This is a genomic window from Allotamlana fucoidanivorans, from assembly GCF_045788535.1.
Classification (GTDB): Bacteria; Bacteroidota; Bacteroidia; order Flavobacteriales; family Flavobacteriaceae; genus Allotamlana; species Allotamlana fucoidanivorans.
Genome location: NZ_CP074074.1, coordinates 1,632,396 through 1,647,414, shown reverse-complemented (window position 1 = coordinate 1,647,414; position 15,019 = coordinate 1,632,396). Strand labels below are relative to the sequence as shown.

The window sequence follows — 15,019 nt, the reverse complement described above, 5'->3', positions numbered from 1 at the left end:
ATGCAAGAAGAAAACATAAATAAACTCATGGCGGTTTGGAAAGAAAAGAACACCATTCTTAAACCAAGCATACGAAAGGACATAACCGACCTTGTAAACCAAATGGCTTCTATCTTTGCTGCTGGAAACTTTTATTACCTTATTATGAACTTTGAAATTTCTGAATTGGAATGCGTAAGTGAAGGCACAAAAGCTGTTTTAGGAATAGAACCTAATGCTCTATCATTAAAAACTTTCCTAGATCTAGTACACCCAGAAGATTTAAACAAAATGAGAGAAAAAGAACTGGCTTCTTTGAACTTTAAACTCAATGAAATTGCAAAAAAAGAAATAACGAAATATAAAACGGTTTATTTATTACGAATAAAGTGCAAAAATGGTGGATACAAAACCGTACTTCACCAGTCTAAAGCCTTATCCGTTTCTGAAGACGGCAAAGTATTTCAAACCATTTGTGTCCATACAGATATAACTCATTTAAACCCTACCATAGATCACAAAATATCCTTTATCAGTCAAGAATGTCCTTCTTACTATTCCCTAGATACTGGATCTAAATTTAAATTGGTTAAAAATAGTTTTCAAAATTTATTTTCACCTCGTGAAAAAGAAGTTATCAAACTCATAGCCAAAGGAAAAACAACGCCAGAAATCGCCTTAATACTTTTTATCTCAGAACAAACCATACAGAAACACAAGAAAAACATATTGCAGAAATCCCATTGTAGAAATGCTGCCGAATTAATAACAACATCAATTAGGGAAGGTATTATTTAAAATACTTCTTTAGCTATTTGGGCCACGGCTTTATTAAATGCATCTGGTTTTTCATGGCTTATAAAATGACCACATTTTTCAAAGATGATTAATTCACAATTAGTGTCACACTGCTTTGCAATGTATTTTAAATATTCCAAATTAACACTTGGATCATGAGTGCCTGCTAATATATACTTATTAACATTCAGATTCATAAATATTTCATACTCATCTTGAAATGCGGCCTCTGCAATAGCTTTAGCAACCGCTAAACGCACCATAGGGTTGGTTACTTTAAAATCCTCAATAATGATTGAGCTTTTGTCTTTATCAAAAACCGCTAATTGGGCAGTTTCTTTAATTTGGCTTTCCAAAGGATTTTCAATGAAATAGGTCTGTAATTCTGAAATAGGCAAAAAAGCTTCATCAAAATTAATAGGTTTCTTTATTGGTGGCGTGCCAAATATCACTAATCCCTTTAAACGTCTAATATGACTTGCAATTTCAATAGCAATATGACCTCCAAGAGAATTCCCAACTAATAGAATATCTTCATCGAGATTATTTATAAAATCGATGCATAATTTATTATAACTAGAAATTGAAAAATCCTCAACTGTTTGATTTTCATTAATAGCCTCACCATGACCCGGTAAATCTATTGCTATTTGGGAGTAACAATGAGATGCTTCAAATCCATCTAAATGAAACACCCTTGATGATGATGAATTACCATGAATAAAAATAACAACCCCTTTCTTATCACCTTTTCTTTGAATATACTTCATGAGATTAGGATAACATAAAAAAAAGTGTTCAACATTTATATTTCTATATTACCGAACACTTTTTATAATTCTCCCTAAGAACTAATTAATAGCAATGTAAATTTCGGGGTAATACTTCTTTTATGCAATACTCAATTTGAGTATTTCCTTCTAAACAGCATTGTTTTCGTTGAAATCCTGTTTTTAACAGATAAGTAGCATAAGACACACATCATACAACGATTAACTTATATCAAATTTTTATTGTAATTGAGCAGTCCTACTAACTCTCCTGTTGAAGATAATTTTAGTTTTTTCAAAATGTTTCTTCTGTGTGTATCAACAGTATTCGGGCTAATATTCAATTTATTAGCAATAGATTTACTTGATTCATGCAAGGCCAGCAATCTAATAACATCACGCTCCCTATTACTTAAACCATCTGATAAAAGTTTCTGTGAAAAATTATTGTAATATAGGGTTTCATACTCATTATTTTTATTAAGTAATTTTGCCGAAGCACAAATCTGCATCTTAATATCTGGCACCAAAACCGTATAATGTGCAAGTCCTATAATTGGTTTATTATTACTATCAAATGCTAAGGGTGTGGTATTTTGTATAATATTCACATATTCATCATTACCATTTTTAAAACGGTAATTCCATGTGTAACTCATTTTGCTTCTATCTTCTCCCTTGATTTCTCCTAAGGTAAAATTCATGAGTTCATTAAGCGCCATTAACCATTTATCTAAATCATCAGGATGCATTCTACTCCAAAAATATCGCATGCCTTTTGACCTCAATACCTCATTATCGAGCCCTAAGCAAGCTTTTGTGTTTTTACTAATATATTCAAATGTTAAATTCTGAGTATTTGTAATACAGAAGAAAGTAGAACTATAAGGTAGAAAAGCGTCTAATTCAATTATTTTTTTTATATGTTCTTCAAGAGAGGGCTTTCCATAAGATTCAAAAATCTCCCTATACGAATTCTTTATATCGTCAATAATCATAGCACAACACATTTAAGACATGACTACAAAATAAGCATTTATTTACATAATCCTTATTGAAGGTCCGTTTTTTGCTTAAAACACAACAATTGCGCATGATCCCCTTTGATCCAGCATGATCCAAAAAAAACATTGAAATAAAAAAAGCTTCCAAATTTGGAAGCTTTTGTGGGCGCGAAGGGATTCGAACCCCTGACCCCTTGGGTGTAAACCAAGTGCTCTGAACCAACTGAGCTACGCGCCCTAACTGTTAGGCGGTGCAAATATAACCTAGTTTTTAAAACTGCAAAAGCTTTTTTTAAAAAATTTTAAATTATTTCTGCAACCACAAAGGTACTGCCACCTACAAATACCAAATCATTTTCTTCTGCATTTTTTAAAGCTGCATTATAAGCTTCATTTACAGAACCATACGCATCTCCATACAATTTATAAGGTTGAAACGCTAATTTTAATGCCTCGGCTTCTAATCCGCGTGGAATATCTGGTTTACAAAAATAGTACGTTGCTTCTTTAGGAAGCAAATCTACTATAGCCCTTAAATCTTTATCATTAACTACACCAAAAATAATATGCAGATTTTCAAAAACTTCATTTGCTATTTGTTTCATGACGTAGGTCAAACCTTCTCTGTTATGCCCAGTATCACATACTACTTTAGGTTTTTCTTGTAACACTTGCCAACGCCCAAGCAAACCCGTATTTTTAACCACATGTAACAAACCTTCCTTTAAATGAATGTCGGACACCTCATACCCTAAAATTTGCAACTCTTGAACAGTTTGTATAACCGTTTTTATGTTTTTAGTTTGATAACTTCCTTGTAAATCTGACTTCAAAACCTCATTTACTTCCTCATCCGCAAAAACAATCTTTGCATTCTGCTGAGTTGCTATTCTTTTAAAAACAGGCTTGGTTTCTACCTGAGATTCACCAATGACAACTGGAACATGTTTTTTAATAACACCTCCCTTTTCAGTGGCTATAGCTTGTAGTGTATCTCCCAAAAATTGCGTATGATCTAAACCAATGTTAGTAATCACTGAAACTTCGGGTGTTATAATATTTGTTGAATCTAATCGGCCTCCAAGTCCAACCTCAATGACCGCTATGTCAACTTGTTCTTTAGCAAAAAAATCAAAAGCCATTCCAACAGTCATTTCAAAAAACGAACATGAATTAGCTTCAAAAAAGGCTTTATTTTCTTCTATAAAACGCACTACAAATGCCTTACTAACTTCCTTACCGTTAATCTTAATGCGCTCTCTAAAATCTTTAAGGTGCGGCGATGTATATAAGCCCACTTTGTAACCTGCTTCTTGAAGTACAGAGGCCAACATGTGACTTGTTGATCCTTTTCCATTGGTTCCCGCTATATGAACCGACTTAAATTGTTGTTCTGGATGATTAAGGTGTTTTGCAAGGTTAATAGTGTTTGATAAATCTTTTTTAAAAGCCGATTTTCCTTGTCTTTGGTACATAGGAAGCTGTGTAAACATCCAATTGACAGTCTCTTGATAAGTCATGCTTAATTACCTTGGAGTAAAATTCACACTAACTTTTCCATATTGCCTACTAGGAGCATTAGAATCAGCTGGCCATTTACATGTAAAGGCAAACTTTTTAGCCGCTTTACTAAGACAATCTGTAATATTAGTTGTTCCTTTAGCTCCTGGTGTGGCCTCTATCACAATACCATCTCTATTGACAACTATATTTACCACCACCAATCCATATTCATTTACACAACCTTCAATCAATTCATATTTTGGATCACCTCTTCCATTCAATCCATAACCGATTCCTCCTATTCCAGATCCAGGCATCCCCTTATATGGGGCATAAGGGTTTCCGTCAAGTTGCCCTTTATCTCCAGCCACGTCATCATCACCTTCACTCCCTGTTGCAGTTCCCTCAGATTTACTAACACCTCCTATTAAAGCATCTAGTTTTTTCTTTTTTTCTTCCTGTTCACGCTTTTCTTTAGCTATACGTTCTGCTTCTGCTTTAGCCTTTGCTTCGGCAATAGCCTTAGCTTTTGCCTCTGCCTCTTTTTGTTTTTTTATGGCTATTTCTTCGGCATTATCTGCCGTCAATACTTCTTCTTTAGTTTCTGTAGATTTTGCTGGTTCAGGTTCTGATTTTGCAACATCAGGTTGCGGCAGTTCTTCAATCTTTTTAGGTTCTGATTTGACTGGTTTAGTGGGTTGAATAGCACCTCTACCAACACTGGAATTTCCAAAATTTACCGCTACCCCATACTCCTCTGGAGGATCCATATATGTTGTTCCTACCACAAACAATAAAAGCACCAAAATAACAGTTATAAGCGCTGTTAGTTTAGCAGAATCTCTTTCATGTTTTGTTTTGAAGTATTTCATTATTTAGGCTTTACAGCCAAAATTACTTTGAATTTATTCCTATTGGCAATGTCCATAACCTTTACCACATTTTCTACTGGCACTGATTTTTCAGCTCTTAATACTATGGTTGGTTTTTCAGAAGATGATAATGCTGCTAAAAGCTCATTCTCCAGCACACTTTCACCCACCCGCTTCTGGTCTATATAGTACGTTAAGTTCTTCTTTATACTAACTGCTACCGATTTTTTATTCTCTGTTTTCCCACTTGCTTTTGGTAAGATAATATCAATAGCATTAGTTGTTACCAAGGTAGAAGCAATCATAAAAAAGATAAGTAACAGAAATACAATATCTGTCATTGAAGACATATTGAATTCTGGTGTAACCTTATTTCTTCCTCTAAAATTCATATTAAGTAGGTTCGTTTAGGTGATCTAAAAACTCCAAAGAATTAGCTTCCATTTTATACACCACCTTATCTGTTTTTACCACCAAATGATTATACGCCATATACGCCACAATACCAACAATAAGTCCAGCAACAGTTGTTGTCATAGCCGTGTATAAACCACTGGCTAAAACATCCATTTGAATGGTTCCTCCAGCATTAGCCAATTCAAAAATAGCAAGTATCATACCAATAACCGTTCCTAAGAATCCTATCATTGGCGCCGCACCTGAAATAGTTGCCAGAATACTTACATTTTTTTCTAACCCATAAATTTCTAATCGTCCAGCATTCTCAATGGCAGTATTAATGTCTGCAAGTGGCTTCCCTATTCTTGAAATACCTTTACCAATTAATCTTGATACAGGCGAATTTACCTGAGCACAAAGCATTTGAGCCGAATCAATTTTACCATTACTTACATGGTCTTTGATTTGATTCATAAAATTGGCATCAACATTTGAAGCGGCTTTAATAGCAAAGATGCGTTCAAAATAAATATAAATAGCGCCTACCAAAAGTAAAAACAAAACAGCGATGATAACTTGTCCCGCAGCGCCGCCACTACTAATTAATTCTATAATTGAAAGCGTTTTTTCAACAGACTCTCCGTCAGTAAGAACTTCTGCACCTTCCTGTGCATTTTGTATCATTGTATTTAGCATATAGTATTACGTTTTTGCAACTGTATAACGTTTCTTTTCTTTATAAATTATGAATACTGTTAAAATAAAGTTCTGGTTACCATAAATCCAGCAGCTCCAACTAAAAACCCTATTAAGGCTAACCACGAAATCTTTTTAAGATACCAAAAGAAGTCAATTTTTTCCATACCCATAGCCACAACACCTGCTGCTGAACCAATAATTAGCATACTTCCTCCAGTACCAGCAGAATAAGCTATAAAATGCCATAATTCATTATCAATTGGCTCATGAAACATACCTAAACTTGCTGCTACCAATGGTACATTATCTATAACTGCAGAGCCTACCCCTAATAAAAGAACAACAATATCTGAAACACCTCCATGGTGCAACTCAGTGCCTAACATAGGCATACTTTCTTGTAATGAATTAGCAAAACCAAATAAAATACCTAATGATTCTAAAGCCGCAACTGCCATTAAAATTCCTAAGAAAAATAAAATACTAGGCAATTCAATTTTAGATAAGGAATAATGCACCGGACTATGATGGGCATGGGCATCGCTTTCTTCAGAATGATACTCAGTCATACTAAATTTAGAGCTACTATAAATTTCAGCAAAAATAGCTACAACACCTAAAGATAACATCATACCAACATAAGGAGGTAAGTGTGTAATCATTTTAAAAATAGGCACAAAAACAATGGCGCCTAAACCTAAGTACAGCATAAGTGAACCAAAGCGCGATTTCTTCTTTTCTTCAGTCTCTTCTATATCTAAATCACCTTTGAATGCAGGTAAAAACGATGCGATTAATGATGGTACCGCCATACATAAAAACGAAGGGAGCAATAAGTACCCTATTAAGTGCCCGGTGGTTACTTTTTTGCCAATCCACAGCATCGTAGTGGTTACGTCACCAATAGGCGACCACGCCCCGCCTGCATTAGCTGCAATAATAATTAAACCTGCAAACCATATACGTGTATTTCTATCTTTTACAATTTTTTGAAGTATAGAAATAAGTACAATAGTAGCCGTAAGGTTATCAATGATAGCCGATAAAACAAAAGCTAGAATTGAAAAAATCCATAAAATCTTAGTCTTTTTCTTTGTTTTTATAAAATCTTTAATGGTTGCAAACCCATCAAAATAATCAATGATTTCAACAATGGTCATAGCGCCTAAAAGAAACACCAAAATTTCAGAAGTTTTCCCCAAATGATGCAATAATGTTTCTTCCATCAGGTGCATTTTTTCTTCATAGGCCAATAAGCCAAAATTTTCTAAAAGCTCATGCTTACTTGAATCAAACCAACTAGGGAAGCTTTCAAGACCTAAAGCAATTAATGCCCAACAAATGGCCATCATAACCAGCGCTGGTATTAATTTATCTATTCGAATAGTGTGCTCTAGGGTAATGGCTAAATAGCCAATAACAAATACTAAGATAATTGCTGCTTCCATAAATTTAGTTAAATTAGTTGTTCTAGTGCTATTGTATATGCGGTTGCACTAATTCCTGTTTTTAATTTATTTTTATTGTAAACGTTTTCAATAGCTTGTTTTATTCTGTTGGAGGTATCTTTGAATATGGCTTCATCAGTCATTTGTACTTTGCGCTCCATAAAATATGCAAAAACACGAGCCATACCGCAGTTAGAGATAAAATCTGGAATTAAACTCACCTTATAATCGGTATGCTCCATAATAGGACCAAAGAAAATCTCTTTGTCAGCAAATGGCACATTTGCCCCACAAGACACTACTTCTAAACCACTATCAATCATTTCATCAATTTGATGAATCGTAATAAGACGAGAAGCTGCGCACGGTGCAAAAATTTCTGTTTTTAGTGACCAAATCGTTTTATTAATTTCTTCAAAAGGAATTAAATGGTCAGACACCAAAGTATTCCTTTCTTTCGCCAAAAACAAATTGGTTATTTGCTCATGGGTAAAGCCTTCTTCATTAATTAGTCCTCCAACCACATCAATGATACCTACAACTTTTGCTCCCATTTGAGACAGATAAAAAGTAGCGGCAGCCCCAACATTACCAAACCCCTGAACTACAGCACGCTTCCCTTTTATAGAACCTCCATAAATATTATAATACTGCTTTACAGCTTCGGCCACCCCAAAACCAGTAATCATATCAGCGATTTTATATTTTTTGGAAACATTAGGAGAATAATCTGGATTTTCAATCACCTTAATAACGCCTTGACGCAACTGGCCAATACGGTTTATTTTATCTGCCTCAGTAGGCCTAAAATGACCATTAAAAACGCCTTCTTGCGGATGCCAAACACCACTTTGCTCTGTAATAGGAATAACTTCATGCGTCTCATCAACATTCAAATCGCCACCCGTACCATAATAACTTTTAAGTAATGGAGACACTACAGCATACCAACGTTCGAGCACACCTTTTTTACGAGGATCTTTAGGATCAAAATTAATACCAGACTTAGCCCCTCCAATAGGTGGCCCAGACACGGTAAACTTAATTTCCATCGTTTTCGCTAAAGACAATACTTCATTCATATCAAGTCCTTTACGCATTCTAGTACCTCCACCAGATGCGCCACCTCGTAACGAGTTTATAACCACCCAACCTTCAGCTTCGGTTTCTGAGTCCTTCCAATTAAAGATAATTTCGGGTGCTTTATTTTCATATTTTTTTAATAATTCTTTCATCTCTTTTATTTTTTTAATAAAGATTTATTGTGGTTTACAACACCCTATCCAAAGATGTCTTTACCCCATATCTTTATAAAACTGATTCATTTATAGCCTGTTAAAACCTTAAATTAAAATTAAGCCTAGCTAAAGCTGAGTCATAACAAAATGAGATTAAAAATTTTTTCTGAAACAAATATAAAAAACTAAAAATCTTTAAGGGAATTTTAAAGCCTTAATTATGGTAGAAAAATTCTACCAGAACTATGATTTTTTGAAGCGCCCGTAACACTTTGAAGGCAGTTATTTTCATTTCTCAATTTAAGTACGCCAAGAAATCCAAAAATGAGTGCTTCTTTGAATTCAATAACCGATTTTGAAGGAATAACAACCTTTTTATTAGTAAGGCTTTCTATCCTGTTCATTAAAAAAGAATGGTACACACCACCTCCAGAAAATAACACGTTTCCTTCTGAATAAAGATTAAATACCGCTGCAATTTGTATAGCCGCGTGCTCAACATAGGTTCTAAGAATATCAGAAATACTCAATTGAAAAGCATCTATTACAGGAAAAACATTTTGCTTTACCCACTCTAACCCCAAAGATTTTGGGGGCGATTCGGTGTAAAACTCAAGTGCATTTAACGCTGCCAATAACTCTAAACTTAAGTCCCCTGAAGCCGCTATGCTTCCTTTATCATCATAATATAGCCCAAGTTGTTTCACATAATGATTAAGCACAATATTAACGGGACAAACATCAAAGGCTATGCGGTCATTTCCCTCCTCCATAGAAACATTTGCAAACCCACCTAAATTGACACAGAAGTCGTACTCTGGAAACAACAACCTATCGCCAATAGGCACTAACGGTGCTCCCTGACCTCCCATTTCAACATCCTGAACTCTAAAATCACAAACAACCTTTTCCCCAATCAAAATTGCCAAATCGGGTTGATTGCCTATTTGATACGTTAATTGTTTATGTGGCTGATGTAAGGCTGTATGACCGTGAGAACAAATGGCATCTATATGTTGTATCTTATTTTTTTTGATAAAATCTTTAATAATACCCGATAAGTAAACGGTGTAATCAAAATCTAATTTTTTTAAAACTTCATCAGGAAGCGCTACCAATTCACTCAGTTTTTTTTTCCAATGCGCATCATAATCCACAGTTTCTGCTTGAAGTATATCAAAGCGCCATGACTTATTATAATCAAAATTTACCTCAACCAGATCTACCCCATCTAATGATGTACCAGACATAACCCCAATAACATGATAACTATTTTTCTTCATAGGCTGGTAAAAATAAGAATCATCATTGATAAATTAACACTAAAAAGCTATATTTGTGAATATTTTTTACGAAATCATCATTATAATTATGAATTATGAATTTTAAACTTTCAGAAGAGCATATTATGATTCGCGATGCCGCTCGCGATTTTGCACGTACCGAATTACTTCCTGGTGTTATTGAACGTGATGAAAAACAGCACTTTCCTGATGATCTTGTAAAAAAAATGGGGCATTTAGGCTTTATGGGAATCATGGTCGACCCAAAATATGGAGGCAGTGGCATGGATGCGATTTCGTACGTGCTCATTATGGAAGAATTATCTAAAATAGATGCCTCCGCCTCAGTCATTGTATCGGTAAACAACTCATTAGTTTGCTATGGATTAGAAACATATGGCACCGAAGAACAAAAAGAGAAATATCTTACCAAACTAGCTACAGGTGAATTTATTGGAGCCTTTTGCCTAAGTGAACCTGAAGCGGGTAGTGATGCTACTTCACAAAAAACAACAGCTATTGATAAAGGTGACCATTACTTAATTAATGGCACAAAAAACTGGATTACTAGTGGCGGACGTGCCGATGTGTATATTGTGATTGCTCAAACCGACAAAGATAAAGGATCACATGGTATCAATGCTTTTCTTGTTGAAAAAGGCACCGAAGGTTTTCACGTAGGTCCTAAAGAAGATAAATTAGGTATTCGCGGAAGTGATACCCATACACTTCAATTTAATGATGTAAAAGTTCCTAAAGAAAATAGAATTGGAGTGAACGGCTCCGGATTCAGATTTGCAATGAAAACCCTTTCTGGAGGGCGTATAGGTATTGCAGCCCAAGCCTTAGGTATAGCATCAGGAGCTTACGAATTAGCATTAAAATATTCGAAAGAACGAAAAGCATTTGGCACTGAAATTTGCAATCATCAAGCTATTGCTTTTAAACTTGCCGATATGGCTACCGATATTGAGGCCGCTCGTCACCTTGTAATGAAAGCGGCCTGGGAAAAAGACCAAGGTTTAAGTTATGACTACTCTAGTGCCATGGCCAAATTATACGCTTCAAAAGTAGCTATGGAACATACTGTTGAAGCCGTTCAAATACATGGTGGCAATGGCTTTGTAAAAGAGTATCATGTAGAACGCCTTATGCGTGATGCTAAAATTACTCAAATTTATGAGGGCACGTCAGAGATTCAAAAAATTGTCATTTCTAGAAGCCTGTTAAGGGATTAAATGTTTGTTTTCAACACGTTTATGTTCACAAAGCCTTACCGAAGAAAAAACACTTGGCAGATTATTTTCAGAAACAAATGGCATCACATAAGTTTATTAATCCTAATTTAGTGCAGTACCATTTTTTATCCTGTTGGTTCTCGGCAAACTTATAATCGCTTTTTATAAAAAATTGATTCGTCATTTATCTCTTAAAAGGACGCCATTCATAACGTTGTGTTTTAAGCACTTCAATAAAACAAAAAGATCTTTATCTATAATTTATGTTAAGTCGCACTATTTATATCGACTTAAGTTTTTAGATTTATAACTTTAACCGAAAAATAACCTTATGCAGAAGACATACTACGACCCAGCTGATTTAAGAAAATTTGGAAAAATAAGTGAATGGAGTGAAGAGCTAGGCGATAAATTTTTTGAATACTACGGAAAAGTTTTTGAGGAAGGGGCTCTTACAGCACGTGAAAAAGCACTTATTGCCCTTGCTGTTGCCCACACAGAACAATGTCCTTATTGTATAGACGCCTATACCAAAGACACGTTGCAACGAGGCGTTACTAAAGAAGAAATGATGGAAGCTATTCATGTGGGTGCCGCTATAAAAAGTGGAGCCACTTTAGTACATGGTGTACAAATGATGAATAAAGTGAACAAGTTAGATGGCTAATATTCTTGCTTATGCTTTTAGTTCACCTCAAATAATTACAACCTCTTAAAAAGATAGCATATTAAATGGCAACAATCTCCCTTCATAAACGTGAAAATGCATTAGCACAAAGCAAAAAACAGCTAGAAATTCTCTCTAACGGTATATTCAAAAGTGGAGAACTACCAACATTTAAAACAAAACTAGCAGAAACAGGCCAATTTCCCCTTAAGGCTAAAACGTTAGAAATTCTCCAAATAAATTTGGGATACATGTGTAACCAAGTTTGCGAACATTGCCATGTGGACGCTGGGCCAGATCGTAAAGAAATTATGACCCAAGACACCATGCAACAATGTTTGGAAGTGATTAAAACTACAGACGCCCATACTTTAGACTTAACTGGTGGTGCCCCAGAAATGAATCCGAATTTTAAATGGTTTGTTGAAGAAGCAGCAAAAGCTGGAATAAAAGACTTCATTGTACGCTCAAATCTTACCATTATTACCGCCAATAAAAAATATCATGACTTACCTGAGTTTTTTAAAAAACATAACATTCATGTAGTAAGTTCTATGCCACACTGGACACGCGGAAAAACAGATAAACAACGTGGTGATGGCGTTTTTGACGCCTCTATAAAGGCATTAAAAATGTTAAATGATGTGGGGTACGGCATGCCAAATAGTACTTTAAAATTAGATCTGGTTTATAATCCTTCTGGAGCCTTTTTACCAGGTAATCAAGCCTCTATGGAAAAAGATTTTAAAAAAGCTTTGATAGAAGACTTTAATATTCAGTTCCACCACCTTTTTGCCATTACCAATCTGCCAATTTCACGATTCTTAGATTACTTAATGGCTTCGGATAACTATGAAGACTATATGTACGCCCTGGTAGAAGCATACAATCCTTTAGCCGTTCAAAACCTTATGTGCACCAACACGCTTTCAGTAAGTTGGGATGGCTTTTTATATGATTGTGATTTTAACCAAATGTTAGAACTACCCGTAAATAGTAAAATAAAACACATTTCTGAATACAATGCAGCGTTGTTAGAAAACAGAACCATTATTACCTCACAGCATTGTTTTGGCTGTACCGCAGGTGCCGGTAGTAGTTGTCAGGGCACAGTAGCTTAAAAGATTTATTATGAAACACTTTATAGTCATTGCCTTTATCTTCTTAATATCGTCTTCTAGTTTTAGCCAAAAGCAATTGGAAAAACTCCTTCAGAAAGAGAACAACGGTAGTATTCCCTATATCCATATCCGTGAATTAGTAAATTCAATTGACACTATAATTTTGCTTGATGCCCGAGCGCGCAAAGAATACAACATTAGTCATCTTAAAAATGCGCAATATATAGGCTATGATTTTTTTAATATAGACACAATTATTAAGCTTATACCTGAGAAAACTTCTCAAATTGTAGTGTATTGCTCATTAGGCATTCGGTCTGAAGATATAGCCGTAAAACTAAAACAAGCGGGTTATAGTGATGTAAAAAATTTGTATGGTGGTATTTTTGAATGGAAAAATCAAGGCCATAAGGTATACAACTTAAAAGAAATTGAAACCGATAGCATCCATACATTTTCAAAAGCGTGGAGCAAGTGGTTAAAAAAAGGCATAAAAGTGTATGACTGAAAAACTTGTTATTGTATTTGTAAAAAATTTGAAACTTGGAAAAGTAAAAACAAGGCTTGCTAAAACCATTGGTGACCTTGGTGCTTTTGAAGTATATACTGAGTTAGTTAAAGTCACCGAGAAAGCCACGAAACAGCTAGAAACCGATGTACGCGTATATTTTTCTGACGCTATTGTAGCATCCAAATGGTCACATGCTAAAAAAGCAGTTCAGCAAGGGGTAGACTTAGGTGAACGCATGCAAAATGCTTTCCAAAAAGGCTTTAATGATGGTTATAAGCATATTGTTCTTATTGGATCTGATTTACCTGAAATTACCGAACATCATCTTCGCGATGGACTCCAAAAACTAAAGCATCACGATGTAGTTTTTGGTCCTGCACAAGATGGTGGATATTATCTTATTGGTTTATCAGAAATGCACGAATGTATTTTTAAAAACAAGCCTTGGAGTCAGTCTAATTTATTAAGAGAAACCCTTGATGAACTACATGTAAAACAAGCAAAAATTGCTACATTAGTTACCCTAAATGACATTGACACTTTTGACGATTTAAAAGCATCATCGTTTTATCAATCAAACCCAAAATTACAACAACGAATACATCAATTAAATGACTAATTATATAGAAGAAACTACAAAATACCTCAAGGAAAAAGGATTTGATAATCCTGAAATAGGTATTATTTTAGGCACTGGTCTTGGTCAACTTCTTAACGAAATCTCTATTTTAAAAGAAGTGAGCTATAACCATATTCCCTATTTTCCAACCGCTACGGTAGAATTTCATAAAGGCAAACTTATTTATGGCGAACTGGCAGGAAAAAAAGTGGTGGTCATGCAGGGACGCTTTCATTTATATGAAGGCTACAGCTTGCAGGATATTACATACCCTGTAAGAATTATGAAACGTCTTGGCATAAAAACGCTTTTAGTGTCAAACGCCGCAGGAGCCATAAACCTTAACTACAACAAAGGAGAACTCATGTTAATTGAAGACCATATCAATCTTCAGGGCAGTTCTCCGCTGGCCTTCAAGGGTATTGAAGAACTTGGAACCCGCTTTGTAGATATGAGTGCGCCTTATAATAATGACATCAACCAAAGGTTTCTACATATAGCAAAAGAGAACGGCATCACTTTGCACAAAGGGGTATATGTTAGTGTTGTAGGACCACAGTTAGAGACCAGAGCAGAATACCGCATGCTAAAACTTATTGGAGCTGATGCCGTAGGTATGAGCACCGTACCAGAAGTTATTGTTGCCAACCACTTAAATTTGAAGGTTGCTGCCGTGTCTGTATTAACAGATGAATGCGACCCCGATCATTTAGAACCCGTAGATATCGCTGACATTATAGCCAATGCAGCTAAGGCAGAACCAAACATGATTACCCTATTTAAAGCACTTATAAAACTCATATAACGAGGGTAATATTTGTTACAATACCAATACCCTAAACTCTTTACATTTATAGTAAATTTTAAAAA

Annotated in this window: 16 protein-coding genes and 1 tRNA gene; 7 read left to right on the top strand and 10 right to left on the bottom strand. The window is 35.1% G+C overall.

The features are described 5' to 3' along the window. On the top strand, positions 1–777 hold the full coding sequence (locus tag KFZ70_RS07580; RefSeq protein WP_233244058.1) for a LuxR C-terminal-related transcriptional regulator: 777 nt from the start codon (positions 1–3) through the stop codon (positions 775–777). Here the strand turns inward: KFZ70_RS07580 and KFZ70_RS07575 are convergent. The 10 genes from KFZ70_RS07575 to KFZ70_RS07530 all read right to left on the bottom strand — a co-directional run bounded on the left by KFZ70_RS07575 (position 774) and on the right by KFZ70_RS07530 (position 9,993). Continuing rightward, positions 774–1,547 carry an alpha/beta fold hydrolase gene (locus KFZ70_RS07575; RefSeq protein ID WP_139697574.1) on the bottom strand — a complete coding sequence of 258 codons (774 nt, stop codon included), beginning with the start codon at positions 1,545–1,547 and terminating at the stop codon, positions 774–776. The two genes, KFZ70_RS07580 and KFZ70_RS07575, sit on opposite strands and share 4 nt — an antisense overlap. 227 nt (positions 1,548–1,774) lie before the next feature. Further along, on the bottom strand, positions 1,775–2,545 hold the full coding sequence (locus tag KFZ70_RS07570; RefSeq protein ID WP_139697577.1) for a LuxR C-terminal-related transcriptional regulator: 771 nt from the start codon (positions 2,543–2,545) through the stop codon (positions 1,775–1,777). Between the two features lie 169 nt (positions 2,546–2,714). Beyond that, positions 2,715–2,789: transfer RNA gene (locus KFZ70_RS07565), tRNA-Val, on the bottom strand. A 64-nt stretch (positions 2,790–2,853) separates the two neighbouring features. Further along, complete coding sequence (locus KFZ70_RS07560; RefSeq protein WP_139697578.1) at positions 2,854–4,071, bottom strand: folylpolyglutamate synthase/dihydrofolate synthase family protein; 1,218 nt, start codon at positions 4,069–4,071, stop codon at positions 2,854–2,856. Between the two features lie 6 nt (positions 4,072–4,077). Beyond that, positions 4,078–4,926, bottom strand: a complete 849-nt coding sequence (locus tag KFZ70_RS07555; protein WP_139697580.1) for an energy transducer TonB — start codon at positions 4,924–4,926, stop codon at positions 4,078–4,080. After that, positions 4,926–5,318 (bottom strand): biopolymer transporter ExbD, encoded by a 393-nt coding sequence (locus KFZ70_RS07550; protein WP_139697582.1) that lies wholly within the window; start codon positions 5,316–5,318, stop codon positions 4,926–4,928. The genes KFZ70_RS07555 and KFZ70_RS07550 overlap by 1 nt, the downstream gene beginning before the upstream one ends. A 1-nt stretch (position 5,319) precedes the next feature. Continuing rightward, positions 5,320–6,021, bottom strand: a complete 702-nt coding sequence (locus KFZ70_RS07545; RefSeq protein ID WP_139697584.1) for a MotA/TolQ/ExbB proton channel family protein — start codon at positions 6,019–6,021, stop codon at positions 5,320–5,322. Positions 6,022–6,080: 59 nt separating this feature from the next. After that, positions 6,081–7,472, bottom strand: coding sequence for a sodium:proton antiporter NhaD (gene nhaD / locus KFZ70_RS07540; protein ID WP_139697586.1), 1,392 nt, complete (start codon positions 7,470–7,472; stop codon positions 6,081–6,083). 8 nt (positions 7,473–7,480) lie between these two features. Further along, positions 7,481–8,707, bottom strand: coding sequence for a Glu/Leu/Phe/Val dehydrogenase dimerization domain-containing protein (locus KFZ70_RS07535; RefSeq protein WP_139697589.1), 1,227 nt, complete (start codon positions 8,705–8,707; stop codon positions 7,481–7,483). Between the two features lie 221 nt (positions 8,708–8,928). After that, positions 8,929–9,993 (bottom strand): anhydro-N-acetylmuramic acid kinase, encoded by a 1,065-nt coding sequence (locus tag KFZ70_RS07530; protein WP_139697591.1) that lies wholly within the window; start codon positions 9,991–9,993, stop codon positions 8,929–8,931. Between the two features lie 95 nt (positions 9,994–10,088). Here KFZ70_RS07530 and KFZ70_RS07525 point away from each other — a divergent pair, with 95 nt between their 5' ends. The 6 genes from KFZ70_RS07525 to KFZ70_RS07500 all read left to right on the top strand — a co-directional run bounded on the left by KFZ70_RS07525 (position 10,089) and on the right by KFZ70_RS07500 (position 14,954). Continuing rightward, positions 10,089–11,231 (top strand): acyl-CoA dehydrogenase, encoded by a 1,143-nt coding sequence (locus KFZ70_RS07525; RefSeq protein WP_139697594.1) that lies wholly within the window; start codon positions 10,089–10,091, stop codon positions 11,229–11,231. Positions 11,232–11,562: 331 nt separating this feature from the next. Beyond that, positions 11,563–11,898 carry an arsenosugar biosynthesis-associated peroxidase-like protein gene (locus tag KFZ70_RS07520; RefSeq protein WP_139697596.1) on the top strand — a complete coding sequence of 112 codons (336 nt, stop codon included), beginning with the start codon at positions 11,563–11,565 and terminating at the stop codon, positions 11,896–11,898. A 65-nt stretch (positions 11,899–11,963) separates the two neighbouring features. Beyond that, positions 11,964–13,019: an arsenosugar biosynthesis radical SAM (seleno)protein ArsS gene (arsS, locus tag KFZ70_RS07515; RefSeq protein WP_139697598.1), complete on the top strand. Its 1,056-nt coding sequence runs from the start codon at positions 11,964–11,966 to the stop codon at positions 13,017–13,019. 10 nt (positions 13,020–13,029) lie between these two features. Beyond that, on the top strand, positions 13,030–13,527 hold the full coding sequence (locus KFZ70_RS07510) for a rhodanese-like domain-containing protein (protein ID WP_139697600.1): 498 nt from the start codon (positions 13,030–13,032) through the stop codon (positions 13,525–13,527). Further along, positions 13,520–14,149, top strand: a complete 630-nt coding sequence (locus KFZ70_RS07505) for a TIGR04282 family arsenosugar biosynthesis glycosyltransferase (protein WP_139697602.1) — start codon at positions 13,520–13,522, stop codon at positions 14,147–14,149. The genes KFZ70_RS07510 and KFZ70_RS07505 overlap by 8 nt, the downstream gene beginning before the upstream one ends. Continuing rightward, entirely contained in the window at positions 14,142–14,954 is an 813-nt protein-coding gene (locus KFZ70_RS07500; RefSeq protein ID WP_139697604.1) for a purine-nucleoside phosphorylase, read from the top strand. Before KFZ70_RS07505 ends, KFZ70_RS07500 begins: the two co-directional genes overlap by 8 nt. The last annotated feature ends 65 nt before the right edge of the window (positions 14,955–15,019 follow it).

What these genes read in the sequence shown, in the direction of transcription:
- KFZ70_RS07530 (WP_139697591.1), bottom strand. Translation starts at nt 9,993, where the DNA reads ATGAAGAAAAATAGTTATCATGTTATTGGGGTTATGTCTGGTACATCA.
- KFZ70_RS07505 (WP_139697602.1), top strand. Translation starts at nt 13,520, where the DNA reads ATGACTGAAAAACTTGTTATTGTATTTGTAAAAAATTTGAAACTTGGA.
- nhaD (WP_139697586.1), bottom strand. Translation starts at nt 7,472, where the DNA reads ATGGAAGCAGCAATTATCTTAGTATTTGTTATTGGCTATTTAGCCATT.
- KFZ70_RS07555 (WP_139697580.1), bottom strand. Translation starts at nt 4,926, where the DNA reads ATGAAATACTTCAAAACAAAACATGAAAGAGATTCTGCTAAACTAACA.
- KFZ70_RS07575 (WP_139697574.1), bottom strand. Translation starts at nt 1,547, where the DNA reads ATGAAGTATATTCAAAGAAAAGGTGATAAGAAAGGGGTTGTTATTTTT.
- KFZ70_RS07550 (WP_139697582.1), bottom strand. Translation starts at nt 5,318, where the DNA reads ATGAATTTTAGAGGAAGAAATAAGGTTACACCAGAATTCAATATGTCT.
- KFZ70_RS07500 (WP_139697604.1), top strand. Translation starts at nt 14,142, where the DNA reads ATGACTAATTATATAGAAGAAACTACAAAATACCTCAAGGAAAAAGGA.
- KFZ70_RS07520 (WP_139697596.1), top strand. Translation starts at nt 11,563, where the DNA reads ATGCAGAAGACATACTACGACCCAGCTGATTTAAGAAAATTTGGAAAA.
- KFZ70_RS07535 (WP_139697589.1), bottom strand. Translation starts at nt 8,707, where the DNA reads ATGAAAGAATTATTAAAAAAATATGAAAATAAAGCACCCGAAATTATC.
- KFZ70_RS07510 (WP_139697600.1), top strand. Translation starts at nt 13,030, where the DNA reads ATGAAACACTTTATAGTCATTGCCTTTATCTTCTTAATATCGTCTTCT.
- KFZ70_RS07525 (WP_139697594.1), top strand. Translation starts at nt 10,089, where the DNA reads ATGAATTTTAAACTTTCAGAAGAGCATATTATGATTCGCGATGCCGCT.
- KFZ70_RS07580 (WP_233244058.1), top strand. Translation starts at nt 1, where the DNA reads ATGCAAGAAGAAAACATAAATAAACTCATGGCGGTTTGGAAAGAAAAG.
- KFZ70_RS07545 (WP_139697584.1), bottom strand. Translation starts at nt 6,021, where the DNA reads ATGCTAAATACAATGATACAAAATGCACAGGAAGGTGCAGAAGTTCTT.
- KFZ70_RS07570 (WP_139697577.1), bottom strand. Translation starts at nt 2,545, where the DNA reads ATGATTATTGACGATATAAAGAATTCGTATAGGGAGATTTTTGAATCT.
- arsS (WP_139697598.1), top strand. Translation starts at nt 11,964, where the DNA reads ATGGCAACAATCTCCCTTCATAAACGTGAAAATGCATTAGCACAAAGC.
- KFZ70_RS07560 (WP_139697578.1), bottom strand. Translation starts at nt 4,071, where the DNA reads ATGACTTATCAAGAGACTGTCAATTGGATGTTTACACAGCTTCCTATG.